The following is a 24069-nucleotide window of genomic DNA, read 5'->3' as shown; positions in this document are numbered from 1 at the left end:
ACGACCGCGCTCGGCCGATCCTTAGGCGTTTTCAGCAATTTTCACGCCATTTTCGTCGAAGCGCGCGGTCGGCGGTACATCGATGGCGGGCGGCGTTGCGCCAGCGGTGCCGGTGAGCCCGAAAACGAACGCCAGCACGGTCGCAATCGCCTGATACAGGTCGTCGCGAATCTCTTGGCCCTCGCGGCTGGTGAAGTAGAGCGCGCGCGCGAGCATCGGATATTCGAGCATCGGCACGCGTGATTCAGCGGCCAGTTCGCGGATCGCGAGCGCGATCTCGCCACGCCCCTTGGCCACGACCACCGGCACCTGATCCTTGCCGCGATCATAACGCAGCGCGACCGAAAAGTGGGTCGGGTTGGTCAGCACGACATCGGCGCTCGCGACGGCTTTGCGCATGTTGCGCTTGGCGATGTCGTGGCGGGCCTGGCGCTGGGCTTGCTTGGCCTGCGGGTTGCCTTCGGTTTCCTTGTGCTCGTCCTTCACTTGCTGCTTCGACATGCGCAATTTCTGGAAGAGCTGGATCATTTGCACCGGCACATCGACCATCGCGATGATGACGAGGCCGCCCGCCATCGCGAACAGCACCCCGGTCAGCATCCCGCCAAGCGATGCCACGCTCGCGCGCACATCGGTCGACACCAGCGCGATCGACTGCGCGGCGATGTGCGTCAGCATGTAATAGCCGATCGACCCGAGCAGAATGACCTTGAGCAGCGACTTGCCGAGTTCGATCCACCCCGTCGGGCCGAAGATGCGTTTGAGACCCGAGCCGGGATTGATGCGCGACGCCTTGGGCGCGATCAGCTTGCCGTTAAAGGCAATCGCGCCAAGCCCGGCCTGGCTCAGGATCGCCGCGACGAACGCAATCACCAGCAGCGCGATCACCGACGGTGCGATGGCCCATCCGGCGGCGGCGAGCGGGCGCAGCGGCTGGAAATCATCGACATCGCCCGATCCGAACTGGAAGCTCGCGACCATCAACCCGGCGCAGGCCTTGAACAGGTCAGGCCCGAACAACGCGAACCAGCCGATCCCTGCCAGCACGGTCAGCGCGGTCGCGAATTCACGGCTGCGAAGAAGTTGGCCTTCGTCAAACGCGTCCTTTTTGCGCTTGGCTGTTGGGGCTTCTGTCTTGTCGCCAAAATCCTCCGCCATCAGCCGAGCACCAGGCTTTGTGCCGCCGCAAGGCCTTCGCGCACGATGACGATCATGTAATCGCCCATTGCCGGAAAGGCGAAGGCCAGCGCGACGACGCCGACCGCAAGGCTCATCGGCAAACCAACCGCGAACAGGTTGAGCGCGGGCGCCGAGCGCGACAACATGCCGACGACGAGGTTGAGGCACAGCAGCAGAAAGCCGACCGGCAGCGCGAGCAGGAACCCGGCCGAAAAGGCATAGCCGCCGAACATCGCGATATCGCGGAACTGCTTGGCCGCCAGCCAGGCATGACCCGGCGGCAGCGCGTCATAGCTTTTGACGATCAGCTCGACGAGCATCAGATGCCCGTTCACCGACAGGAAGAGGAGCGTCAGCAGGGTCGACATGAACATGCCGAGCGCGGTCGACGAGCGGCCATTTTGTGGATCGATGGCCGACGCAAAGCCAATCCCCATCGAATTGCCGATGAGTTCGCCCGCGAGCAAAGGCGCGGCAAAGGCGATCTGGAGCACGAAGCCGATCGCGAGCCCGACGAGCGCTTCAGCGGCGACGGCAAGGAAGGTTGAAAGCGCAAAAATCTGCGGCGGCGGGGTGACGTTATGCGTGCCGAGCACCAGCACGCCGATAGCCCCCGATAGCGCGATCCTCACCTGCAACGGCACCGACACCGCACCGAACACGGGCGCTGCAATGAACGTCGCGCCGACGCGGATCATCACGAACAGCAAAGCCCAGAGCTGCGGTTCTATCGAGAGGCCGAAGCCCAACATCTACCCTTCTCCCTCTGGGAGAAGGTGGCGCGCGGCGCCGGATGAGGGTGTCTGCGGCAGTGAAGTCACCCTCACCCTTCCGCGCCTACGGCGCTCCCTCCCTCTCCCAGTGGGAGAGGGATTCAACTGCGCAATCATTTCACCAGATCCGGGATCCGCTCGAACACCCCGATCGTGAAATCGCTGAGCAGGCCCAGGATCATCCCGCCGAAGATCAGCAGCGACACCGCGACCACGACGAGTTTGGGCACGAATGTCAGCGTCTGCTCGTTGATCGACGTGGCGGCCTGCACCATGCCGAGGATCAGGCCCGACAGCAAAGCCGGGATCAGGATCGGGGCGGCGGCAAGTGCCAGCACCCACAAAGCTTCGTGCGCGACGGTAAGGAAATATTGGCTGTCCATCGCGGCGCTACCTCATGAAACTATTGGCAAGACTGCCCATCGCCAATGCCCAGCCGTCGACGAGGACGAACAGCAACAGCTTGAACGGCAGCGAAATAATCGTCGGCGACACCATCATCATGCCGAGCGACATCAGCACGGACGCGACGATCAGATCGATGACGATGAAGGGCAGGAAAATCAGGAACCCGATCTGGAACGCAGTCTTGAGCTCGCTGGTCACAAAGGACGGCAGCAGCACCGAATAAGGCACGTCAGCCGCATTGGCATAAGGCCCCGATTTGGCGATCTGCGCGAACAGCGCAATGTCCTTCTTGCGGGTCTGCTTCAGCATGAAGCTGTGGAGCGGCACGGCGGCGGTCTTGATCATGTCGGTCGCGCCGATGCGCCCTTCGGCATAGGGCTGGATCGCGGTCTTGTTCATCGCGTCGATTGTCGGTGCCATCACAAAAAACGACAGGAACAGCGACAGGCCGATCAGCACCTGGTTGGGCGGTGTCTGCTGAAGCCCCAGCGCCTGACGCAGCAGCGACAGCACGATGATGATCCGCGTGAAGCTGGTCATCATCAGCAGGATGCCGGGCAGGATCGACAGCAGCCCCATGATGATGAGGACTTGCAAGCTCAGCGCGAGCGGTGCCTTGCCACCGCCGCCAAGGTCCCCCAGCGCGCGGTCGACGGCATCGCCGACGCCGGGCGCCGCCGGGGCGGCGGGCGCGGGAACGGCTTGGGCAAAGGCCGGATTGGCGATGATCAGCGCGGCGACAATCGCCAGCAGCACGATCACCCAGCGACCGGGATAGGATTTGCGCGGCGGTGTCGCCTCACGGAACAGGCTCGGGCGGGCGGTGTCGCCCAGACGGCGGACGATCGCCATTATTTGTCCCCCCGGTCGATCAGCGTCACGCCCCCACGCCCGACCGAAACCAGCAGCTTGCGCCCCTCAAACTCAAGCACCGCGAGCTTGACGCCCGTCGATACCATCATCGTTTCCTTGACGACGAGCATCCGGTCACCCGACTGGCCGGGAATGCGATCCTGGAGGCGGCGCCACAGATAAAGCGAGCCGATCATCAGCCCGCACACCAAGGGCAACATCACTGCCAGCTTCAGGATATATTCCCACATCATGATCAGCGGCTCGCGCGCTTTTCGGGGCTCACCAGCTCGGTCATGCGCACGCCGAAACGTTCGCCGACCGTCACCACTTCGCCGCGCCCGATGAGCGTGCCGTTGACGAAAACATCGAGCAGATCATTGGCTTGGCGGTCGAGCTCGATCACGCTCGCTTCGCCCAGCGCGAGCAATTCGCGCAGCGAGAGGCTGGTCGATCCGATTTCGACGGTCAGCTTGACATCGACGTCCTGCAGCAGCCGGAAATTGGCCGCCACCGCGCCGTCGACGGGGAATCCGCCGGTCAGGTCGTTCATTCGAAATCCCCTTCGTCCTTGAATGCCAATTGCGTAATCTTGATCGCGGCCCGCCCGTTGGCGGTGCCGACGGTGCCGAGCCCGAGCCGGTCGTTGCCGACCATCACTGGCACATCGACGCCGAAGCTGATCGGGATGACGTCGCCCGCCTGCAAGTCCATCAGCCGCGCGAGCGAAATGACGGGCTCGTCGAGCACCGAGCGCACCGGAAAGCGCACGCCCATCACGGCGCGGGTCAGGCTGGTGCGCCACGCTGGGTCGGGCTCGGCGGTGCGGCTGACGACCTTGCCGGTCAGTTGCGGCGCATGCGGCTTGAGCGCTGCAACGGGGTAGATAAGATCAAGGAAAGTCGGCTTGGCCGTCCCCGCCGAAATGCCAAAGCGCGTGACGATCACCGCATCATCGGCGTCGAAGCTTGCCAGCATCGCCGGGTTTGATTCGGGATTGCCGGGGGTAAAGTCGATCCGCGCGAGCGGTTCCCACGCGGCCTTCAACGGCGGGGCGATCATGCCGCCGAGCCGAACGATCATCGCTTCAGCTGCAGGCGAGAATTCACTCGGCATCGGATGCGGCGCATCGCCATTGCCGCCGAAGAACAGGTCGAGCAGTTCGAGCACGAACTTGCCGTCCGCGATCAGCATCGCCCGCCCCGGGGTGGGCGCCATGACCAGCGGCAGCCAGGCGGACAGCGCTTCGGGGCGCTCGGCACGGTAATCGGCGAAGCGCTGGACCACGAGCGGTTCGGCCCAGACGCGCAGCTCGCGACGCAGCAGCGGCTCGAACACGCCCCGCATCGACCGCGCAAACAGCGCCGACAGATGCTGGAGCGTGTGCAAGTCGCCGAACGGGTTCAGATTCTGCTGCCCGAGCACAGCGGTGCGCGCGATCAGCGGCCCCGCGCGGTCACGCGTGCGGCGATCGGATGCGGTCGCCAAATCTGAAGCCTCGTTAACCATGTCTCACTGAACAACGAAATTGGTAAAGTAGACGTTACCAACGCCGCCAAAGCCCTCTTTTTGTTTGAGCACGGCGTTGATCGCATGGGCGAGATGGATCTGCAGCGCGCGCTTGCCCTGCACCGTGAACACCTGGTCCTCGGTCGCATCGCCGAGCGCGAGCAGCACCGCCGAGCGCACCGCGATTTCATGCGTCTTGAGCGATTCGATGACGCGCTCGTCATAAGGCGTCGAAATCGCGATCCCGACCTGGACGAAGTGGACGCTGTCCTTCAGGTTCGACGTGAATTCCTTCTCCATCGTGTAATAGGTCGAGGCGAATTTATCGCCGCCCGCCCCCATCGGCCCGTGGCTGCTCGCGCTGCCGCCGCCTTCGCCGTGGCCGCCTTCGCCGCCGCCGGTCGCGCTGACGCGCTTTTCTTCGCTCTTGGGGACCAGTTTGGGCTTGTCATAGGTCGGCTCAGCCGCATGCGCGCCGCCGCCGATCAGCCCCGACTGCATGGCATAAAGCCCGCCCGCGACGCCGCCGCCGACGAGCACCAGCACACCGACGACGAGCAGGACGATCTTCATCATGCCGCCCTTCTTTTTCTTGGGCGCCTCGCCTTCAACCACTTCGTCCTTCGCACTTGCCTTGGCCATGTTGTTTTCCCCTTGATGCTATGATGTCGATGTCACGCGATCCGATCGTCGGACGCTGAGATTTGTTCTGCCGTGATCGCCCTTGCCGAAGGGTTAGCGACCGGCGCGCTGACGACCGGTTGGCGGCGCGGTTGATCGCTGCTGCCGCCATCGACGCCGGTTTGCCCCAACCGCAGCCCGCGCGCCTCGGCGAGTTCGGCGAGACGCGGCTGCGCTTGGCTGAGCAGATCGCGCGTCGCGGCCTGATCCGCGGTGAAATGGACGTGAAGCGTCTCGCCATTCTGGCGCAGCGCAATGTCGATCTTGCCGAGCGCTTCGGGCACCAGCCGAATGCGGGTATCGGCGGCGTTCGCAGCATCGCGCGCGGCGTCGACCCGGTCGATCAGCCGCTGCGGCCAGTCTTCGCGGGTGGTGTCGAGCGCGCGCGGTGCGAGCACGACGGGCCGCGCATCGCCGACCGCGATTGCCTGCGCGGCGGTCGTAATGTCGGTGATATCGGTGGGCGCTTCGATCCGGGTCGGCTTGGCCTGCGCCAACGCAATCGCGCGGGCAAACGCATGCACGGCGGGCTGGGGCGTGCCGCTCGCCACCACTCCCTCGGGCTTGGCCGACAAGGGAACGGTCGGCGGCAAGTCGCGCGTGACGAGCTTGAGCGCGGGGCGCGCGACGGGCGGCTGGTCGGCGAGCGCCGTTGCCGCGGCACGCCCGGCATCGATCACCTCGATCGACGGATCAAGCTTGAGCGACAAGCGACGCGACACCGGCGGCTCGGTCAGGGTCACCGGCTTTGGCGCGACCGGATCGACGTCGGCGGGTGCGCCCTTCAAAGGCAAGCGGGGCAACGTGGCGGGCGCCGCAATCGCGATCTCCTGCACGATGGGCGCTGCGTCGGCGGCGCCACCGCCACCGGCAGTGGCCACCGGCGGTAGCAGCACAACGCTCAGATAGCCCGATACCGGCTGCCCCAGCGGCTGGTCCGGCGTGGTGTCGTCGGCAGTCGTAGCTTCGTCGCCGGTCGGCGCGCGATCAGCGTCCGGCGCTGGCGTGAGCAGCACGGGATCGACCGGGGCGGGCTTGGTCGGCAGCACACGCGACACCGGCGTCGATCCAGGCTTGGCATCGGCAGGCGCCGTGCCCGGCAAAGCGGCAAGCGCGGTTTTGCCGGGGGCGGCAAGATCTTGCCGGTCGCTTGCCGGAACCGCATCGGCGCTCGCATCGGCGAGCGCACGCGCAAAATCGCCAGGCACGGCCACGACCGGCGCGGGGGCGGAGGCGACCGGCGCGAGTACCGGCAATGAAGCCGATAGAGACGGGGCAATTTCGAGCATCGATATATCCCAAGGGCACAACCGCCCTCAGGCGTTCAGCAAGGATCGTGCCGAACCCGCTTGGTGGGCGACGCTTCTTCGAGCGCGCGCATTTCCTTGATCGCGGCCACCGCCTCGCGCCGCGCGATCAGCTTTTCGACGGCGGTCTGGTCGCGCTTGGCCTCGAGCGTTGCCTGCGCCGCCTGTTCGACGCCCTGCGCGGCATGGCGTTCACGCGCGACCGCGGCCTGCGCCGACTGGTTCAAGCGCTCGCGGTAATGCGCTGCCGCCATCAGCGTGAAGGCGCCGGCGCGCTCGGCCTCGGGCGCGACATTGGCGGCTAGCTGGGCGATGCGTTCGCGCAAAGCCGTCTCGCTCGCGAGCCGTTCGTTCGCCTGCGCTTCTTCGGCGCGCACCAGCCCGAGCTGGAGCGTGCGCACGCGCAGGATGCGCTCAAGCGGAACGCCGCGCCTAGCCATCCCCGAACACCCCGATCAGCTCGGTCGCGGCTTCGTCGAGCGTCACGACATCATCGGGGTCCTGGCGGATATAGTCGAGGATCGCGGGATGATAGGCAATCGCCGCGTCGATCTCCGGGTCCGCCCCGCCGCGATAGGCGCCCATCAGCACCAGATCGCGATTTTCCTCATAGGTCGCGAGATGCCCGCGCAGGATCCGCGCCGCCTTCAGATGCGTCTTGCCGACGATATCGGTCATCACGCGGCTGACGGAGGGGCCAATGTCGATCGCGGGATAGACGCCGCGCTCGGCAAGCTGGCGCGACAGCACGATATGCCCGTCGAGGATCGAGCGCGCGCTGTCGACGACCGGATCATTGCCGTCGTCGCCATCGGCCAGCACGGTGTAGATCGCGGTGATCGACCCGCCCGACGAGACGCACGTCCCTGCGCGCTCGATCAGGTTCGGCAGCATCGCAATTGCGCTCGGTGGATAGCCCCGCGCCGACGCGGGCTCGCCAAGCGCCAGCCCGATCTCGCGGCCCGCATGCGCCACGCGGGTGAGCGAATCCATGATCAGCAGGACATTCTTGCCCTCAGCGCGAAAAGCCTCGGCAATTGCGGTGGCGCGCAAGGCGCCGCGGATGCGCAGCACCGGCGAGTGATTGGCCGGCACTGCGACCACGACCGAACGCGCGCGCGCATCGCCTGCAAGCTTGGTTTCGAGGAAGTCGGCGACTTCGCGCGAGCGCTCACCGATCAGCCCGATGACGATGACATCGGCTTGGGCCGCGCGCACAATCATGCCGAGCAGCACCGATTTGCCGACACCCGATCCCGCCATGATGCCGATACGCTGGCCTTGGCCGATCGTCAGCATGCCGTTGATCGCGCGCACGCCGACATCCATCGGCTGGAGCACGCGCCCCCTGTCGAGCGGCGATTGCAGCTTGCCGCCGAGCGGCCAATGCCCCGCGCCGCGCACCGGCCCCAGCCCGTCGATCGGCTTGCCGGCGCCATCGACGACGCGCCCGAGCAGCGCCTTGCCGACTTCGGCCTCCCCCGGCGGGCCAATCGGGCGCACCGGCGCATGCGGCAGCAACGGCGCCGAGCCGCCGAGGTTCATCATCAGCGTGCGGTCGCCACGAAAGCCGATCACTTCGGCTTCTACCCGGCCCTTGCCCGAACCGACCGAGCAGACGGTGCCGACCGGCAGGGCCAGCCCGGTCGCTTCCATCAACAAGCCGTCGAACGAGGCCAACCGCCCCGACACGCGCGGGGCAGGCGCGAAATCGGCGCGCGCCACTGAATCGAGATAATCGCCGGTGAAGCGGTTCAGCATAAGGGCGGCAGCGCCACGCGCTCGATCGCGGCGGCGAGTTGTTCGAGCCACAATTCGGGGCCTTCCTCGACGATCGTCGAGGCAGCTTCGAGCACGAACGAACCGCGCGAAACGCTTTCGTCGCCCACCGGAAAGATCGTCGTCGGCAAGCGATCCTTGAGCAGATCGATATCGTCGGGATGGACGCGTAGCAGCGCCGATTCGGCGGCGTCCGCGAGCAAGACCGTCGCTGCGTCGATCCGCGCCGCCAGCACGTCCCCCGACACGCCGACCTCGCCAATCATCTTGGTGACCAGAAACATCACCGTCTCGCGCAACTGGCGCGCGAGCGCGTCGCGGTCGATCCGTTCGGATGATTTGAGCGCGGCGGCCAGTGTCGCAAACAGCGTCACATCGCGCTCGCCCGCCGCATCGTCGAGCGCACGGGCATGCGCCATCCCCTCGGCAAAAGCCTGCGCGCGTGCTGCCGCAATCGGGTCGGCGAAATTCTCCTGCGCAGTGTCGGCACCGTCCTCATCATGATCCTCCGGCGCGAAGGATCGCGGCCCAACGGGCTGCGGCGCAAACGACTGCGGCCCCGCCGGCCGATCACTCTTGCGGCGCCCGTGATTGGCGCGCGCCTTCAGATCAGCGGGCGCAAAGGGATCGCTTGCGACGAGCGCAAGATGCGCGCGCGCCGCCGGATCGTGACGCGAGACAAAGCCGGCGGCAAAGCCGGGCAGATCAGACATAATCGTCGTCGCCCCCGCCCATCATGATCGTGCCGTCCTTGGCGAGCGCGCGCGCGATCTGGATGATCGCCTTTTGCGCTTCGAGCACTTCGGACAACCGCATCGGCCCGCGCGCTTCCATTTCGTCGCGGATACCGTCAGCGGCACGCGCCGACATGCAGCCGAGGAAGCGGTTGCGGGCAGCTTCGTCGACCCCCTTCAGCCCGCGCACGAGCAGATCGCCGTCGATGTTGCGGATCAGCGTGCCCAGATTCTTGTCGTCGAGCTCGAGCAGATTGTCGAACACGAACATCGCTTCCTCGATCGCGCGCGCAACCTCGCGGTCGATCTTGGCGAGCTTGGGCATCACGCGCTGCTCGGTCGATTTGCGCGACGACTGCATGATCTTGGCGGCTTCGCGCGTGCCGCCGAACACCACACCGGCAGCCTGACCACCAAGGCCAATCCGCTTCGACAGCACCAGCTTGAGCGTCTCAATCGCTTCCTGTGTGATCGGCCCCAGCTTGGCGATGCGGTGGAGCACATCGGGCTGGATTCCGTCAGGCAAGAGTTCGAGCACCTGTGCGCCGACCGAAGGCTCCAGATTGGCAATCAGCACGGCGGCGATCTGCGGATGCTCCTTCTCGATCAGCTGGGCGATGTCGCTGGCATCGAGCCAGGCAAGCAGTTCAATCGCGCCCGCATCCTGCGCCGGTGTAATCCGCGCGAGCACGCTTTCGGCCTTTTCGGCGCCGAGCGCGCGCGTCATCATCCCTTCGATCCGCGGGCGCGGGTCAAAGCCGATCGCGGTACGCTCCCGCGCGCGGTCGACGAAATCGTCAAGCACGCCCTCGACCTCATTCTCGCTGACATCGGCAACCGCGAACATCGCCTTGCCAAGCTGGCGGACTTCCTCGGGATCGAGCTTTTGCAGGATTGCCGCCGCTTCGTCGTCGCCGACGAGCATCATCAGCACGGCGGCGCGTTCGACGCCGCTATACTGGCGCGGTGTCGCGTCGGTCTGGGCAACGGGATCGGCCATCAGCGTGCATCCGCCTTGATCATGTCGCGCACGGCGAGCGCCGCACGGGTCGGGTTGTCGCGGGTGAAGCCGCGCACCATGCCGATACGCTCGTCATAGCTGCGCGCCTGGTCGAGCATGTCAATCGACACCGGCACTTGCTGCCCCGCCGCGTTGAGCGCGATCGGTGGTTCGCCCGCAATCTCATTGGGGACCGCGACTTGCGCCTCGGTCGAGCCGCTGTTGGCGAGCGCCAACCGGGGGCCGCCGTCGTCGCGCTTGCGCGTCATCGACTTGACGATCGGACGGACGCCGAACAGCACGAGCAGCAGCGCGACGATGATCGCTGTCCCGTTGCGCGCCGCGACCGCGACCCAGCTCGCATCATACCAGGGCGCCTTTTCATCGAGCGGCGTGGGGCCTGCAAATTTGCGGGCAACCACAATCACCTGATCGTTGCGCGCAGCGTCATAGCCGACGGCGGCACGGACGAGCTGCGTGATCTGCTGGATTTCAACGGGGCTGCGCGGCTTGCCCTTTTCAGGGTCACGCAGCAGCACCGCGACCGACAGCCGCTTGATCTGGCCGGGAATGGCGCGCGTGACCGAGACTTCCTTGTCGAGATCATAGGCACGCGCGTAATTTTCCGCCGCCTTGGGCAGGGCTGCGGGTGTCGCTGCTGCCGCTGTCGCAGCGGGCGTCCCACTCGCGGCAGGCGTCGGCGTCGGCGTCGGCTTGGGCGCCGTCACCGTGCTCGGCGGCGGCGGCGTGTTCGACAGCGCGCCGGGGATGCCGCCGGGCTGGGCGCCCGCGCCGTCCTTGGTCTCGCCGGTCCAATTGCCCTGCTCGGCACGCAACGCGCCCGACTTGTCATAGCTTTCGCGCGTCGCCTGGGTTTCGTCGAGATTGACCTCGGCTTGAATTTCGGCCGAAAAATTGCCCACGCCGACCAGCGGCGTCAGCATTTGCGCGAGTTGCTGGCGATATTTGTCCTCGATCCGGCGCTGAAAATCGATCCGCGCCTGACCTGCGATCGATCCGCCATCCTGGCCGGGGGCATGCGTCAGCAGCGCGCCCATCTGGTCGACGATCGTCACCATATCGGGCTTCATGCCCGGCACCGACGAAGCCGTCAGATTGACGATCGAGCTGACCTGCGCATCCGACAGGCTGCGCCCGGGCTGAAGCTTGACGATCACCGAGGCCGAAGGTTGGGCATTGTCGCGCACGAACACGCTCGATTCCGGCATGGCGAGGTGGACGCGCGCTTCAGCAACCGCGTCGATTTCCTCGATCGACTTGGCCAGCTCGGTCTCGCGCGCCTGACGCAACCGCTCGCCTTCAACCGCGCGGCTCACGCCCATCGGCAGTTGATCGAGCAAGGCATAACCACCCGGTGCCGCCTTGGGCAGGCCTTGCCCCGCGAGCAACAACCGCGCCCGCGAATAATCATCCTCGGCAACCGTCAGCGCGCCGGTGCCGCTGTCGATCTTGCTTGAGATATTGGCCGCCTGCAGTGCCGTCGTGACCGCCGCCTTGTCGCTGTCGGGCAGTGCCTGGAACAGGATCTTCTGCGGCGGCGTCGCCAGCATCAGCCAGGCGGCAGCGGCACTGGCGATCAGGCCGATCAGCAGCACCATTGGCAGGCTACGGCGGACAATCGGCTGGGCGAGCAGATCATTGATCTGCCGCACCGGGTTGGCGAAGCGCTCGGGGAGCACGGGCGAAGGGGTGAGTTGCGTGGCCATCGATTATACCGGCATGCTCATAATGTCCTTATAGGCGGACAGGAGTTTGTTGCGGACTTGCAGCGTCGCTTCAAAGCCAACGGCGGCTTCCTGCCGCGCGAGCATCACTTTCGCGATGTCGACGGTTTCGCCGCGTTCATAGGCTTCGCTCACCTGGCCCGCGCGCTGCTGGCCAGCGTTGACCTTGTTGAGCGCATCTTCGAGGCTGGCGGCAAAATTCTTGGGCGCGGCGCTGGTCGGCGCGGTTGGCGTCGCGGCGACCGTCGCATTGGCGCGCTGAAGCGCCTGATTGCGCTCCAGAATTTGCGCCCGCAGCGCGAGCACGCGGTCGATACCGCCGCCGCCACCGATGCTGTTGACGCTCATGCCGACATCGCCCTGTTGTTGCCGCCGAGACCGGCCGTGATGTCATCGCCCTGCTCGCGCGCCCGGGCGAGGCGGTAGCGCAGCGTGCGCTCCGAAATCCCGAGCCGCCGCGCGGTTTCGACCCGGCTGCCGCCGCACGCCGCGAGCGTGTCACGGATCGCCTGAAATTCGCGCATCTGCACGATGTTGTTGAGCGTTTCGGGCGCGTCGTCGCGGCGCGGTGCTGCGAGCGGCGTGGGCCGATCGAACAGGATATGCGCCGCGCTGATCGTGTCGCCCGCGGCGAACAGCAGCGCGCGCTGGACGACATTTTCAAGCTCGCGGACATTGCCCGGCCAGTCATGCGCCATCAGCACTTCGACCGCCGAGGCATCGGGCCACGGGATCACGCTGCGGCCCTGCGAGTGGCGCAGCACCAAGGTCGCGGCGAGTGCGGGAATATCCTGCGGCCGCTCGGCCAGCGGCTTGGTGTTGAGTGGAAACACGCTCAGCCGGTAATAAAGATCGGCGCGGAATCGCCCGGCGGCGACTTCGCCTTGCAAGTCACGGTTGGCACACGCAATCACGCGCACGTCGATCGGCTCGGGGGTCGACGCGCCCAGCGGCACGACTTCACGTTCCTGCAGCGCACGCAGCAGCTTGGCCTGAAGATTGATCGGCATTTCAGCGATTTCGTCGAGCAGTAGCGTGCCGCCATTGGCGGCGCGGAAAAACCCCTCGCCGCCTGACGACGCGCCGGTAAAAGCGCCTTTCTGGTGGCCGAACAGCAAGGCTTCGAGCATCGATTCAGGCAGCGCGGCGCAGTTGATCGCGACAAAGGGCTTGGCCGCGCGGGTCGAGCCGAGATGGATCGCGCGCGCGAGCACTTCCTTGCCGGTGCCGGTCGGGCCGTTGATCAGCACGGTGATATCGGCAGCGGCAACGCGTTCGGCGAGCGCATAAAGCGCGAGGCTTTCGGGGTCGGCGGCGGTCGGCTGGTCAGGACCTGCCACCAAGGCGCGGGCAAAAGCATCGCCGATCGCCTGATCCTCAGGACCATAAGCGATCCGCGCAGGATTGCCGTCGCGCGAGGGCGTCACGTGGCGACCTTCGCTGCCGACAATGACGGTGCGGGCGGGCGCCGGCGGGACTTCGCCCTCGGCGATCAGGAACAGATCGCCCGGCGCGGGCTTGCCATCCTCGAACGAGCCGAGCTGGAAGCCCTGCGCGCGCAGCGACGAAATCAGCGCGTATTTCTGCCGGAGAACGGCGGCAGAAGGAAAAATCGAACGCATCAAAAAGCCCCCTTGGTCGCCCCCAATGTGCGGGCGAGATGGTAAATCACTGGTTAACCAAGCCCCTGCCCGGCAATTTTTTTCCGCATTGCCGCGCCGGCTTGCCGCCCACGGTCAATAATAGAATTGCAAGTCCCATGCCGAATCAGCGGCAAAGACGAAGTTTGCGAATCTGCTTAATGTTGCGCGCGCGCTGCCGTTTGTTGGTTCGACGGCACGGCTCTTCCGGTGGGGGGCGGTGGGGACGTCGGACTGTTACATGGAGACACGGAAATGACCGTTATCGGAACCAACGTCGCCGCTCTGAAGGCGACCAATGCCAACAACGCCGCTTCGCAGGCACTGTCGAACAGCATCGAGCGCCTGTCGACTGGCAAGCGCATCAACTCGGCCAAGGACGACGCCGCTGGCCTCGCCATCGCATCGTCGTTCACCGCGCAGATCCGCGGCCAGAGCCAGGCGATCCGCAACGCCAACGACGGCATTGCGCTCGCACAGACCGCCGATGGCGCGCTGGGCGAAGTCACCAACATTCTGCAGCGCGTTCGCGAACTCGCGGTTCAATCGGCTTCGGGCACATATGCCGCCGCCGATCGCACCAACCTGCAGGCCGAAGTTACGCAGCTGCAGGGTCAGCTGACCGACATCCAGTCGAAGACGACCTTCAACGGCGTCGCACTGGTCGGCACGGCGGCTGCAACGGTTGCCATCCAGACCGGCGCAAACGGCGCCGATACGGTCAACCTGAACGTCGGCGGCGTCGATCTGACGGCGGCGCTTGCAGCAACGGTCGCCACGCCGGGCGGCGCGACGGCAGCACTGACCACGCTCGACACCGCACTTGCGGCGGTCAACACGCAGCGCGCGACGCTGGGTGCCGGCCAGAGCCGTCTGGGTTCGGTCGTCAACACGCTGACCTCCAGCGTTTCGAACCTGACCGATGCCCGCAGCCGGATCGAAGACGTCGACTTCTCGACCGAAACGACCAACCTCGCCCGCGCGCAGATCCTCAGCCAGGCTTCGACCGCGCTGATCAGCCAGGCGAACCAGTCGCAGCAGGGTGTGCTCCAGCTGCTCCGCTAAGACACGTAACCGCGTAACCGGCCCCGGGGCATCCCCCCAATCAGCGTCGGGACCGGACCTTGCCGCAAGGCAGGAAACAGAAACCCCGGTGGCGACGTTCGCCACCGGGGTTTTTCGTTGTTTGTCATCCTTTTGGATGGTTAAGCGGATCGTTGCGCGGTCGTTCCTTATTGTAGGACTGCATCGCGCCCATCTTGGGTTGCGCGGGTCCCGAGAGTGAATTGGGGGACCATATGACTGTTATCGGAACCAATGTCGCCGCGCTGAAGGCGACCAATGCCAACAACGCCGCGTCGCAGGCATTGTCAGGCAGCATCGAACGCCTGTCGACGGGCAAGCGCATCAACTCAGCCAGAGACGACGCCGCAGGCCTTGCGATCGCTTCATCGTTCACCGCGCAGATCAAAGGCGCAAGCCAGGCGATCCGTAATGCCAACGACGGCATTGCGCTGATCCAGACCGCCGACGGTGCCGCGCAGGAACTGACCAGTCTCTATCAGCGCGCACGCGAACTCGCCGTTCAAGCGGCATCGGGCACCTATAGCGATGCCGACCGTGGCAATTTGTTCGCCGAAGTGGCGCAGATCTCGCAGCAGGTCGACAAGATCGCGCTGAATACGACGTTCAACGGTGTAGCGCTCGCCGGTTTCGCCGCCGGGACGGTGGACATCCAGACCGGATCGGGCAGCGGCGACAAGATTACGCTGAGCATCAGCGGCATTGCATTGGGCGGCACGCTTGGCACGCCCGATAACAGCGTCGCGACCGCGACCGCATTGCTCGGCACGACCGACGCCGCACTCCAGAGCATCTCGACGTTTCGCGCGACGCTTGGTGCGCAGCAGAGCCGCCTGGGATCGGTCGTCAACACGCTGACGACCAATGTCGCCAACCTGACCGATGCCCGCAGCCGGATCGAAGACGTCGACTTCTCGGTGGAAACGACCAACCTCGCCAAGGCCCAAATCCTCAGCCAGGCGTCGACGGCGCTCATCAGCCAGGCCAACCAGTCGCAGCAGGGCGTGCTTCAGCTGCTCCGCTAAGACCCGTAACCGCGTACCCGGTCCCGACGCATCCCCCCCCCCGGCGTCGGGACCGGACCTTGCCGAAAGGCAGGAAACAGAAACCCCGGTGGTTTGAGCGCCACCGGGGTTTTTGTGTTTTGGGAATTCGATACCCTTATGAACCCCCGTCCCGCTCGTTTCGAGCGAAGTCGAGAAACGCAGCGCAGCGCCTGTGGCCTGTTTCTCGACTGCGCTCGAAACGAACGGGTCAGGATAAGCGCATAGAATTCTACAAACGGCGCACCAGCGCCCGTTGCAGCTTGTCGTGCGCTGCCTTTTTGATCTGGCACACCCGCGCCGAGCCGACGCCGATCACCTGGCCGATTTCCTCGAGGTTCATCTCCTCGACATAATAAAGCTGGATCACTTGCGCCTCGCGCTCGGGCAGGTCGCCAATCGCAGCGGCCAACATCGCGCGCTGATCAGCATCGGCGAGTTGCTCGAACGCATCGGGATCGTGGCTCGCGAACAGCGCCGATTCGTCCTGATAAACATCGTCGATCGAATCAAACATCACCGGCTCGGCAGTCGCATAGTCCGAGCGCAGCTTGTCGACGCCGACGCCGAGCTTGGCGGCAACCACGGCTTCGTCGGGCCGTTTGCCGGTCTCAGCAACCAAAGCCGCGACGGTTTCCTGATAGGCTTTGCGGCGGCGCATCGCCCCGCGCGTGATCGTCGCCTGTCGCCGCAGCTCGTCGATCATCGACCCGCGCACCCGCGTCAGCAGATATTGCTCGAAGGTGACGAGCCCGCGATCCTCGAACGACGACGCGGCTTCGATCAGCGCGACGAGGCCGATCTGGATCAGATCCTCAATCTCGATCGCGCTGCTCATGCTGCCGTGCACGTGCCACGCGACCCGGCGGACGAGCGGCGCGTGCTTCTTCGCGAGCGCCGCCAGATCGGGGCGCATCTTGCCCTTGCGGCCATAGACGAGCGGCGTGGCGGCCTCGAAAGCCTGGTGGAGAGGCGGCGCGGTCATGCAAGCGCCGCCGGCGCACCGATGACGGCGACGACTTCAACCGATTTTTCTTCGGGCACTTCGAAAAAGCTCATGACCGGCGTGTCGGGCATCACCGATTTGACGAGCCTGCGGATCGCGAGCCGGATCGTCGGCTGGACGACGAGCACGAACGGCTTGCCGTCGTCGATCAGCGGTTGCGCGGCGCGTTGCAGTGCTTCGACAATGCGGCGGCCGAGATCGGGCTCGATCGCGTGGCGGCGCGACGGGTCGGAGCGGACGGCCTGCCCGAGCAAGGCTTCGAGCTGACCTTCGAGCGTCATCACGCGCAACGCCTCGCGCGGGCCGCACATTTTCTGGATGATCAGCGCGCCGAGATCGGGGCGGATCGCCTCGATCAGTTCCTCGGCATCGAGCGTTTTTTGCGCGGCAACCGCGATGGCCGCTGCAATCCGGCGGAATTCCTTGAGCGGAATTCCCTCTTCGAGCAGCCCGCGCAGCACCTGCGTCAGCACCGTCAACGGCACCGGCTGCGGCGACAGCGCGGCGACGAGGTTGGCAGCACGCTCCTTCAGATTGTCGAGCAGATTCTGCACTTCGTCCTGGCCGAGCAGATCGGCGGCATGCGCGCTGAGCAGATGGTTGAGATGTGTCGCGATCACCGTCGAGGCATCGACCACCAGATAGCCCGCGCCGGTCGCTGCATCGGCGTCCGCCGGCGAAATCCACACCGCATCGAGCCCAAAGGTCGGGTCCTTGGCTTCCTTGCCGTGCAAGCGGCCATAGGCCTGCCCGGTATCGAGCGCGAGCATGTCGTCGGGCGAGACCACATCATCGCCGAGCACCACACCGCCCACCACGATACGATAGGCATAGGGCGGCAGATTGATGTCGTCGCGCACGCGCACTTGCGGCACGACGAAGCCCAATTCCTTCGACAGCTGGCGGCGCACGCCGGTGATGCGGCCCATCAACTGGCTGCCACGCCGCTCATCAACCAGCGGCACCAGCCCGTAACCAATGTCGAGATTGATCTGCAGCGTGTCGGCGACTTCGTCCCAGCCGATCTGCGACGGATCGACCACGGCGGGCGGGGCTGCCTCCACCACTTTCGGGCGAGCAGCGGCGCGCGCGGTGCGATACGCCAGATATCCGGCAGCGGCAGCAGCAGGCAGGATGATGGCATGTGGCATTCCCGGCATCACGCCGAGCAGGAACAGGATCGCGGCAACCGGCGTCCACGTCCGCGCCGAACCGAACTGGCTGCCGATCTGGCCCGCCAAATCCATGCTCGATGTCACCCGCGTGACGATCGTCGCGGCGGCGATCGACAGCATCAGCGACGGAATCTGCGCAACCAGCGCATCGCCAATCGCCAGCAGCACATAATTATGCGCGGCGTCACCGATCGTCATGCCGTGGCTGAGCGGCCCCAAAATCATCCCGCCGATGATGTTGGCGGCAAGGATCAGCAGGCCCGCGATCGCATCGCCCTTCACGAACTTCGACGAACCGTCCATCGATCCGTAGAAATCGGCTTCGGTCGACACTTCGATCCGGCGCGCCTTGGCTTCGTCGGGGGTGATGAGGCCCGCGTTCAGATCGGCGTCGATCGCCATCTGCTTGCCCGGCAAGGCATCGAGCGTGAAGCGCGCCGACACTTCGGACACACGCCCCGCGCCCTTGGTGACGACGATCATGTTGATGATGACGAGGATCGCGAACACGAACAGCCCGACGATATAGTCGCCGCCGATCAGGAAGGTGCCGAACGCTTCGATCACCTTGCCCGCCGCCGCTTCGCCTTCATGGCCATGCACCAGCACGACGCGGGTCGAGGCGACGTTCAACGACAGCCGGAACAAGGTCGCGAACAGCAGCACGCTTGGGAAGGCCGAGAAATCGAGCGGTTTCTGCGCGTTCAGCGCGACCATCAGCACCGCCAGGCTGATCGTGATGTTCATGATGAAGAAGAAATCGAGCGCGATCGCCGGGATCGGCACCACCATCAGCAGCACCAGCAGCAGAATCGCCACCGGCAGCGCCGCGCCGCGTGCCGCCAGCCCTGCATTGAAACGCGGCAATGCGAGTCCGGCCATTACAGGCCACCCAATTGCGCGAGCAGCAGATAGGCGAGGCGCGCATTATCGGGCGACGGGCGCAGGATCGCCGTCGCCGCCTGCGTCGAGCGCGCGCCGCCGTTGAGCTGGTCAAGCGTCGCCTGCGCCCAGCGCGTCGCCCCGCTCGTGCTTTCGCCATTGCCGGGAATAATCTCGGCCGCATCAGCGATCCCCTCGCCCAGGACGGCCGAGGCGAGGCCCGTCGCGCCCGCGCGCCCCGCGCCCGTATCGAGCTTGGCGGCAAAGCGGTCGTAGATTTCAGCCACCGTGCGCGGCTGGCCGTTCGCGCCATAGAAAATGCCGCGATTGCTGCGCGCGGCTGCGGGAAACAGCGCCGCGCCGATCTGGTCGGGATTGCTCTGCAGCGTCGACAGGAATTTGCGCGCGCCACCCAAGCCGAGGAAATGCGCCATATAAAGATCGGTGCCGGTTGCCTGACGGCCAAGACTCGCTTCGATCCCGGCCTTATTGTCGGCGGCATGTTCGGCGGCCATCAGCGCCGATGCCTGCGGATCGTTGCGCAGGTTGAGGATGGCTTGGCGGATGCCCGCGTCGCCGACCGCCAGCTTGCCATTCGCGCCCGGCTGGATCGCATCGGCGGCCCAGCCCAGCCCATGTTCGGCGCCGTGTTTCTTGACGACCGACAGCCAGCTTTGTTCGATGAATTGATAAAGGCCCTTGGCGCTCGACGTCGGCGCCTTGGCCGCAGCGTTCAGCCCGCTTTCGACCTGAGCTTGCCCGAGCAAATAGTTGAAATCGATTCCGGTTTTGGCGGACGCCAGCGCGATGGCCGACTGGACGCTCCCCTGAACGCTGGCGATTGGATTGACGCTCATCGCTTCCCTGCTGCTTAGGCCTTATTCAGCCCATAGATCAGCAAGGTTCGTGCCAGTTGAGGTCGTCGCCCTGGCCGGCATCAGTTGTCTGGTCCAACCTTTAATCCGCTCGTGCTGAGCTTGTCGAAGCACCGTCCTTCTGCTTCGAGCCGCTCGCAAAAGAAGAACAGCCCTTCGACAAGCTCAGGGCGAACGGTGAAAGCGCAAGGACCTTAATCGAACGAGGGGGTTAGGCGAAAGCGTGACCGCCGGGGCGATAGGCGGCGCGACCGTCGCCCGCGAGCTGCTGGAGCCGGCGGCGGACATTGGCGCTCATCAGATTGACGTAAATCCGGCAGGTTTCGTTCAGCCGGTGCGCTTCTTCGGCGAGCGCGCGCAAATCCGAGGTCGGCGGCGTGTGATCGAGCGCGGCAACCGCGTCGATCGCGACCAGCTTGGTCTGCGTCGCGCGTTCGAGCCCGACGACGTCATTCGCCTTCAGCGCGGCGATTTCAGCGTGGAGCGCTTCGATCACGCCGACCAGAGCATCACGACGGGTCATGCGGGATCCAGTTCAGCTTGAGCGCGATCAGACGATCGGCAACGTTTTCGGGTGAAAGCGGGTAAGTGCCCGTCGCAATCGCATTGCGGATGCGCGCGACGCGATTGTCGTCGACCGGCGGCGACCCTGCGAGCTCACCGACCAGCCCCTGCAGCACGGCAGCGGTGGTCGAGGGTTCGGCGGCGCTGGGCGTGGGTGCAGCCACGACCGGCTGGGCGACAGGCGCAGCGGTGCGTGTGCTGGTCACCCGCTCGGTTGCCGTTACTGGCGCTGCACTGATCCGATCGACCATATTGCGACCTTCGCTTTTTGCTGCTTCGAAGGGGGAAACGACAGTCTTCAACAAAACTTAAGAGAAAAATTCACAAAAAATTTAGTGGGCCACTATCACCTTGAAAAACCGGGCAAAGTTGCGCGTCCGGCTTCGAGCGCAATCGCCTGAATCGGCTTCTTCGGGCCAGTAACATCGACCAGCAACCGCGCGCCGACAGCGGCATCGGTCATCGCAATGCCGTCGCGCGTCACCGAAAAACCGCCGCTATTGACCTCGACGCTCACCGGATCGCCGCGCTTGATCACGACTTCGGGCTTGGCCGCCACCACTGGCGCCGGGGCGGCAGCGGCAGCAGGCGGCGGTGCGGATACTGCCGGCATAAGCACCGGCACGAAAACACGCCATTCGGCATCGGCGCAGGTGATGACCACCGCATCGTGATTATCCTGCCGCCACTTCATCATCAGCGTCGAGCATGACGCGAGCTTCAACCGGGGGTCGACCGGCGTGCGCGCGCCGCCTTCGGTGCCGATCGGCTTGCCGGTGAAGCTGGCAACCGCGCGGTCGAGCGTCGCAGTATCCTGAAACGGGGTCTCAGCCAGCGCCGGTGCGGCGATGCCGAGCAGCAGACAAGCGATGATCGGTTTCATGTGTCTCTCCGTGGGGACCGCGCGCGGGCGGCAAAAGGGGGTTGCCGGGCGGCAGATCATTGCCGCTCCCCGGCAAAGGCAATTGTCAGGTAAACGCCGCGCCGTCCGGGCATCACGCTCGACGCAATCGTCACCCGGCCACGCGGCAAGGCGTCGGCGTCGGCGAGCGCGGCGGCAATCGCGCGCGCGCGGTCGCTCGCGAGCAGGGCGGCGCTGCCGGTCACGGGATCGACATCGGCGGGGCTGCCATCGGCATAGCCGGTGACGCGCACGGTAACGCGGCGGTCGCGGGTTGCTTCGCGTGCCCAGGCGATCACGGCCTCGGGCGCGGTTGGCAACGCACTGCTGCCGGCGGCAAAATCGAACATCGCAGCGGCGGCGACCGGCGACGGATCGGGGGCGACCTTCATCAGCGATGTCGTCGTACCCGCGAAACCCTGACGCACACCATCGACGATTGCGCGGCGATCAGCGCCTTGATGCGCCATCACCAGCACGAAAAAGCCGAGCAACAACAGCGCGAGATCAGCCAGCGTCACCAGCCAGATCGGCCGCGACGGTGCTGCATCGGGGAAGAAAGCCGTGCTCATGCCAGTGCCTCCATATCGTCTTCGACCATAACCGGGACGCGGCGACGCGGCGCCTCGCGCACCGCCAGCAACCGCAGCGGCGCTTCGAGCCGGAGCCGTTCGAATGCTTCCTCGCGCGCGGCCCGGCGCAGGCGCGCGGCCACCGGCAACGCGATCAGGCTGGCGAGCACCGCGCCATAAAGCGTCGCGAGCAAGGCAATCGCCATCGCCCCGCCGATTGCGGCGGGATCGTTCATTTTCAGGAACACGCGGACGAGTCCAATCAGCGTCCCGATCATCCCCATCGCGGGTGCCAGCTCGGCAGCCGCCGCCCAGACATCGATCGCGGCGACATGCCGCTCGGTGCGAGCCATGCGCCGGGCTTCGAGCAGGTCGGCGACCGCGTCACCCTCGGCGCCATCGACAATCGCGGCAACGGCGGCGGCAACATCGGGGTCGGCAATGACCGAGCGGTCGAGCGCGAGCACCCCGTGGCGCTGCGCGATCCGGCCCAGTGCGCCAATCTGGTCGATCAGCGGATCAGCCCGGAAGCGCCCGCGCGGCAGCACGCGCAGTGCCGCGACCGCGCGCGCGAGATCGCGCGCCTGCGTGCGCAGGATCAGTGCGGCAAGCGTGCCCCCCGCGACAATCGCCGCCGCAGCGGGATCGAGATAGGGCGCGATCAGGACGGTAAAGTCAGTCTCGTTCATGCGTCCCTGGGTTAGCAAGGTCCGCGCCAACTCGTTTTCGGGTGGTTGGGGCGCCCCGCGCCACCTCTCGGCGGCACCCGCTTGCCGCCCCCCGGCAAATATTTGCCGCACGGCTTGCCGCCTGCCCTCCCCTCGGCGATTTCACGGGGACTGCACGCAATTGGCACGGTGATTGCTTGGATGCTCGCGCAGGATTTTTTGCGTGAGGATATGCCACGATGGCCAACGATCTTCTCTTTGGGGTGCACGGTGCCGCGCTTGAGGTGCGTTCGCGTCGCCTCGGGCTGCTCGCGTCGAACATCGCCAATGCGTCGACGCCGGGCTTCAAGGCACGCGATGTCGATTTCCGCGAAGCGATGAAGGCCGCTGGCGGCCCGCGCGGGCTGAGCGACGGCGCGATCGATGCGGCCACCAAATATCGCGTGCCGCTCCAGGCATCGGCCGACGGCAACACCGTCGAACTCGCGACCGAACAGACCGCCTTTGCCGAAAATGCCGTCGCCTATCAGACGACGCTGTCGTTCCTGAACGGCCGCATCGGCCAGCTCACCCGCGCCTTGAGAGGCGAATAAGATGGCCGGTCAACCGCTCAACATCTTCCAGGTCGCGGGCCGCGCGATGTCGGCGCAGCTCATCCGGCTGAACACGACCGCGTCGAACCTCGCCAATGCCGGCGTCGTCTCGTCGAGCGAAGAAGCCGCCTATAAGACGATGAAGCCGGTGTTCCGCACCGAGTTCGACAAGGCATCGGGGCTGTCCACCGTCAATGTCGAAAGCGTCGTCCAGGCCGGCAACCGCCCGACCAAAAATTACGATCCGTCCAACCCGCTCGCCGACAAGGACGGCAATGTGTGGGAAGCGGCGGTCGATCAGACCCGCGAGCTCGTCGACATGATGGAGACCGCGCGCAGTTACCAAAACAACGTCGAAGTGATGCAGACGGCCAAGTCGCTGATCCTCGACACCCTCAAGCTGGGACGCTGATCATGGCGACGAGTTTCGATACCACGCTGCAAAATCTGGGGATCGGCCGCACCGCGACCAGCCCGGCGGTCAAGACGGCGGCGCAGGCCGACCAGCTCAGCCAGAATGATTTCCTGAAGCTCCTGACCGCGCAGCTCAAGAATCAGGACCCGACCGATCCGGTCGACGCGACGCAGCAGCTCACTCAGCTCGCGCAATTTTCGACCGTGAGCGGCATCAGCGAGATCAACTCGACGCTCAAGTCGATCCAGGACAAGCTCGGCAGCACCTCGACCAGCGACGCGCTCGCTTATGTCGGCCATAATGTGCTCACCGAGGGCAATACCGCTTACCCGCGCCAGTCGGGCGGGATCGCGGGCGCGGTCGATCTGGCGAGCGACGCCAGCGACGTGCGCGTCGCCATCGTCGGGCCGAACGGCTCGGTGCTCAAGACGCTGACGCTCGGTGCGCAAGCGAAGGGCACCGCCGAATTCGACTGGGACGGTATTACCGACAGCGGCGAGCAAGCCGGTGCTGGCCCCTACACGCTCAACGTCACCGCCAACAGCAATGGCCGGATCGTCGGGGCGACCCCGCTCGTCTGGGCGCCCGTCACCGCCGTATCGCTGCCCGCAACCGGCGGCCCGCAACTCACGCTGCCCGGCATCGGCACCGTGGCTGCCAGCAAGGTCCGCCAGATCGGCTGATC

29 protein-coding genes are annotated in these 24069 nt (G+C 65.7%); 5 read left to right on the top strand and 24 right to left on the bottom strand.

From position 1 onward, the window contains the following. Window positions 1–21: 21 nt before the first annotated feature. The 16 genes from K2W81_RS01315 to K2W81_RS01240 form a co-directional block, all read right to left on the bottom strand. A complete protein-coding gene (locus K2W81_RS01315; protein WP_294100630.1) occupies window positions 22–1158 on the bottom strand; it encodes a flagellar biosynthesis protein FlhB in 1137 nt (378 codons plus the stop codon). Next, window positions 1158–1931 carry a flagellar biosynthetic protein FliR gene (fliR, locus tag K2W81_RS01310; RefSeq protein ID WP_294100628.1) on the bottom strand — a complete coding sequence of 258 codons (774 nt, stop codon included), beginning with the start codon at window positions 1929–1931 and terminating at the stop codon, window positions 1158–1160. The genes K2W81_RS01315 and fliR overlap by 1 nt, the downstream gene beginning before the upstream one ends. Window positions 1932–2065: 134 nt before the next feature. After that, window positions 2066–2335 carry a flagellar biosynthesis protein FliQ gene (gene fliQ / locus K2W81_RS01305; RefSeq protein WP_294100626.1) on the bottom strand — a complete coding sequence of 90 codons (270 nt, stop codon included), beginning with the start codon at window positions 2333–2335 and terminating at the stop codon, window positions 2066–2068. A gap of 7 nt (window positions 2336–2342) precedes the next feature. Beyond that, complete coding sequence (gene fliP / locus K2W81_RS01300) at window positions 2343–3212, bottom strand: flagellar type III secretion system pore protein FliP (protein WP_294100624.1); 870 nt, start codon at window positions 3210–3212, stop codon at window positions 2343–2345. Then, window positions 3212–3466, bottom strand: a complete 255-nt coding sequence (locus tag K2W81_RS01295; protein ID WP_294100622.1) for a flagellar biosynthetic protein FliO — start codon at window positions 3464–3466, stop codon at window positions 3212–3214. Before K2W81_RS01295 ends, fliP begins: the two co-directional genes overlap by 1 nt. Window positions 3467–3468: 2 nt before the next feature. Beyond that, window positions 3469–3765 (bottom strand): flagellar motor switch protein FliN, encoded by a 297-nt coding sequence (gene fliN, locus K2W81_RS01290; protein WP_294100620.1) that lies wholly within the window; start codon window positions 3763–3765, stop codon window positions 3469–3471. Continuing rightward, complete coding sequence (locus K2W81_RS01285) at window positions 3762–4721, bottom strand: flagellar motor switch protein FliM (RefSeq protein ID WP_294100618.1); 960 nt, start codon at window positions 4719–4721, stop codon at window positions 3762–3764. Before K2W81_RS01285 ends, fliN begins: the two co-directional genes overlap by 4 nt. Window positions 4722–4724: 3 nt before the next feature. Beyond that, the gene (locus K2W81_RS01280; protein ID WP_294100616.1) at window positions 4725–5363 is read right to left on the bottom strand and encodes a flagellar basal body-associated protein FliL; all 639 of its coding nucleotides are present in this window, start codon (window positions 5361–5363) and stop codon (window positions 4725–4727) included. Window positions 5364–5395: 32 nt separating this feature from the next. Continuing rightward, window positions 5396–6691: a flagellar hook-length control protein FliK gene (locus K2W81_RS01275; RefSeq protein ID WP_294100614.1), complete on the bottom strand. Its 1296-nt coding sequence runs from the start codon at window positions 6689–6691 to the stop codon at window positions 5396–5398. A 35-nt stretch (window positions 6692–6726) separates the two neighbouring features. Further along, window positions 6727–7149, bottom strand: coding sequence for a hypothetical protein (locus K2W81_RS01270; RefSeq protein WP_294100612.1), 423 nt, complete (start codon window positions 7147–7149; stop codon window positions 6727–6729). Continuing rightward, window positions 7142–8470 carry a FliI/YscN family ATPase gene (locus K2W81_RS01265; RefSeq protein WP_294100610.1) on the bottom strand — a complete coding sequence of 443 codons (1329 nt, stop codon included), beginning with the start codon at window positions 8468–8470 and terminating at the stop codon, window positions 7142–7144. Before K2W81_RS01265 ends, K2W81_RS01270 begins: the two co-directional genes overlap by 8 nt. Continuing rightward, entirely contained in the window at window positions 8464–9201 is a 738-nt protein-coding gene (locus K2W81_RS01260) for a FliH/SctL family protein (RefSeq protein WP_294100609.1), read from the bottom strand. Before K2W81_RS01260 ends, K2W81_RS01265 begins: the two co-directional genes overlap by 7 nt. Then, window positions 9194–10222 (bottom strand): flagellar motor switch protein FliG, encoded by a 1029-nt coding sequence (gene fliG, locus K2W81_RS01255; protein WP_294100607.1) that lies wholly within the window; start codon window positions 10220–10222, stop codon window positions 9194–9196. Before fliG ends, K2W81_RS01260 begins: the two co-directional genes overlap by 8 nt. After that, window positions 10222–11949: a flagellar basal-body MS-ring/collar protein FliF gene (gene fliF / locus K2W81_RS01250; protein ID WP_294100605.1), complete on the bottom strand. Its 1728-nt coding sequence runs from the start codon at window positions 11947–11949 to the stop codon at window positions 10222–10224. The genes fliG and fliF overlap by 1 nt, the downstream gene beginning before the upstream one ends. Before the next feature lie 3 nt (window positions 11950–11952). Then, window positions 11953–12315, bottom strand: coding sequence for a flagellar hook-basal body complex protein FliE (gene fliE / locus K2W81_RS01245; RefSeq protein WP_294100603.1), 363 nt, complete (start codon window positions 12313–12315; stop codon window positions 11953–11955). Beyond that, window positions 12312–13589: a sigma-54 dependent transcriptional regulator gene (locus K2W81_RS01240; RefSeq protein ID WP_294100601.1), complete on the bottom strand. Its 1278-nt coding sequence runs from the start codon at window positions 13587–13589 to the stop codon at window positions 12312–12314. The genes fliE and K2W81_RS01240 overlap by 4 nt, the downstream gene beginning before the upstream one ends. Window positions 13590–13862: 273 nt before the next feature. On the opposite strand from K2W81_RS01240, the gene K2W81_RS01235 reads away from it, so the two are divergent. Next, the gene (locus tag K2W81_RS01235; RefSeq protein WP_294100600.1) at window positions 13863–14672 is read left to right on the top strand and encodes a flagellin; all 810 of its coding nucleotides are present in this window, start codon (window positions 13863–13865) and stop codon (window positions 14670–14672) included. Between the two features lie 233 nt (window positions 14673–14905). Then, entirely contained in the window at window positions 14906–15715 is an 810-nt protein-coding gene (locus tag K2W81_RS01230; RefSeq protein WP_294100599.1) for a flagellin, read from the top strand. Window positions 15716–15965: 250 nt separating this feature from the next. Here the strand turns inward: K2W81_RS01230 and K2W81_RS01225 are convergent, their stop codons facing one another. The 8 genes from K2W81_RS01225 to K2W81_RS01190 form a co-directional block, all read right to left on the bottom strand. Continuing rightward, window positions 15966–16718, bottom strand: a complete 753-nt coding sequence (locus K2W81_RS01225) for a FliA/WhiG family RNA polymerase sigma factor (protein ID WP_294100598.1) — start codon at window positions 16716–16718, stop codon at window positions 15966–15968. Then, window positions 16715–18796 carry a flagellar biosynthesis protein FlhA gene (flhA, locus tag K2W81_RS01220; protein WP_294100597.1) on the bottom strand — a complete coding sequence of 694 codons (2082 nt, stop codon included), beginning with the start codon at window positions 18794–18796 and terminating at the stop codon, window positions 16715–16717. Before flhA ends, K2W81_RS01225 begins: the two co-directional genes overlap by 4 nt. Further along, entirely contained in the window at window positions 18796–19653 is an 858-nt protein-coding gene (locus tag K2W81_RS01215) for a lytic transglycosylase domain-containing protein (RefSeq protein WP_294100596.1), read from the bottom strand. The genes flhA and K2W81_RS01215 overlap by 1 nt, the downstream gene beginning before the upstream one ends. 229 nt (window positions 19654–19882) lie before the next feature. Further along, window positions 19883–20194 (bottom strand): flagellar protein FlgN, encoded by a 312-nt coding sequence (locus tag K2W81_RS01210; protein WP_294100595.1) that lies wholly within the window; start codon window positions 20192–20194, stop codon window positions 19883–19885. Continuing rightward, the gene (flgM, locus tag K2W81_RS01205) at window positions 20181–20486 is read right to left on the bottom strand and encodes a flagellar biosynthesis anti-sigma factor FlgM (protein WP_294100594.1); all 306 of its coding nucleotides are present in this window, start codon (window positions 20484–20486) and stop codon (window positions 20181–20183) included. The genes K2W81_RS01210 and flgM overlap by 14 nt, the downstream gene beginning before the upstream one ends. Window positions 20487–20581: 95 nt before the next feature. Continuing rightward, window positions 20582–21118 carry a flagella basal body P-ring formation protein FlgA gene (locus tag K2W81_RS01200; protein WP_294100593.1) on the bottom strand — a complete coding sequence of 179 codons (537 nt, stop codon included), beginning with the start codon at window positions 21116–21118 and terminating at the stop codon, window positions 20582–20584. Window positions 21119–21174: 56 nt separating this feature from the next. Beyond that, window positions 21175–21708, bottom strand: a complete 534-nt coding sequence (locus tag K2W81_RS01195; RefSeq protein WP_294100592.1) for a flagellar motor protein MotB — start codon at window positions 21706–21708, stop codon at window positions 21175–21177. Further along, complete coding sequence (locus K2W81_RS01190; protein WP_294100590.1) at window positions 21705–22397, bottom strand: MotA/TolQ/ExbB proton channel family protein; 693 nt, start codon at window positions 22395–22397, stop codon at window positions 21705–21707. Before K2W81_RS01190 ends, K2W81_RS01195 begins: the two co-directional genes overlap by 4 nt. A 218-nt stretch (window positions 22398–22615) precedes the next feature. Between K2W81_RS01190 and flgB the strand changes: the two genes are divergently transcribed. The 3 genes from flgB to K2W81_RS01175 are packed head-to-tail and all read left to right on the top strand — an operon-like array spanning window position 22616 to window position 24067. Then, window positions 22616–22969, top strand: coding sequence for a flagellar basal body rod protein FlgB (flgB, locus tag K2W81_RS01185; protein ID WP_294100588.1), 354 nt, complete (start codon window positions 22616–22618; stop codon window positions 22967–22969). Window position 22970: 1 nt separating this feature from the next. Further along, on the top strand, window positions 22971–23381 hold the full coding sequence (flgC, locus tag K2W81_RS01180; RefSeq protein WP_294100587.1) for a flagellar basal body rod protein FlgC: 411 nt from the start codon (window positions 22971–22973) through the stop codon (window positions 23379–23381). Window positions 23382–23383: 2 nt separating this feature from the next. Beyond that, entirely contained in the window at window positions 23384–24067 is a 684-nt protein-coding gene (locus tag K2W81_RS01175; protein WP_294100586.1) for a flagellar hook capping FlgD N-terminal domain-containing protein, read from the top strand. The last annotated feature ends 2 nt before the right edge of the window (window positions 24068–24069 follow it).

Origin of the sequence: Sphingomonas sp. (assembly GCF_019749955.1) — a bacterium.
In the GTDB taxonomy this organism is placed as follows: Bacteria; Pseudomonadota; Alphaproteobacteria; order Sphingomonadales; family Sphingomonadaceae; genus Sphingomonas.
This window is presented reverse-complemented; position numbering and strand designations above follow the sequence as displayed.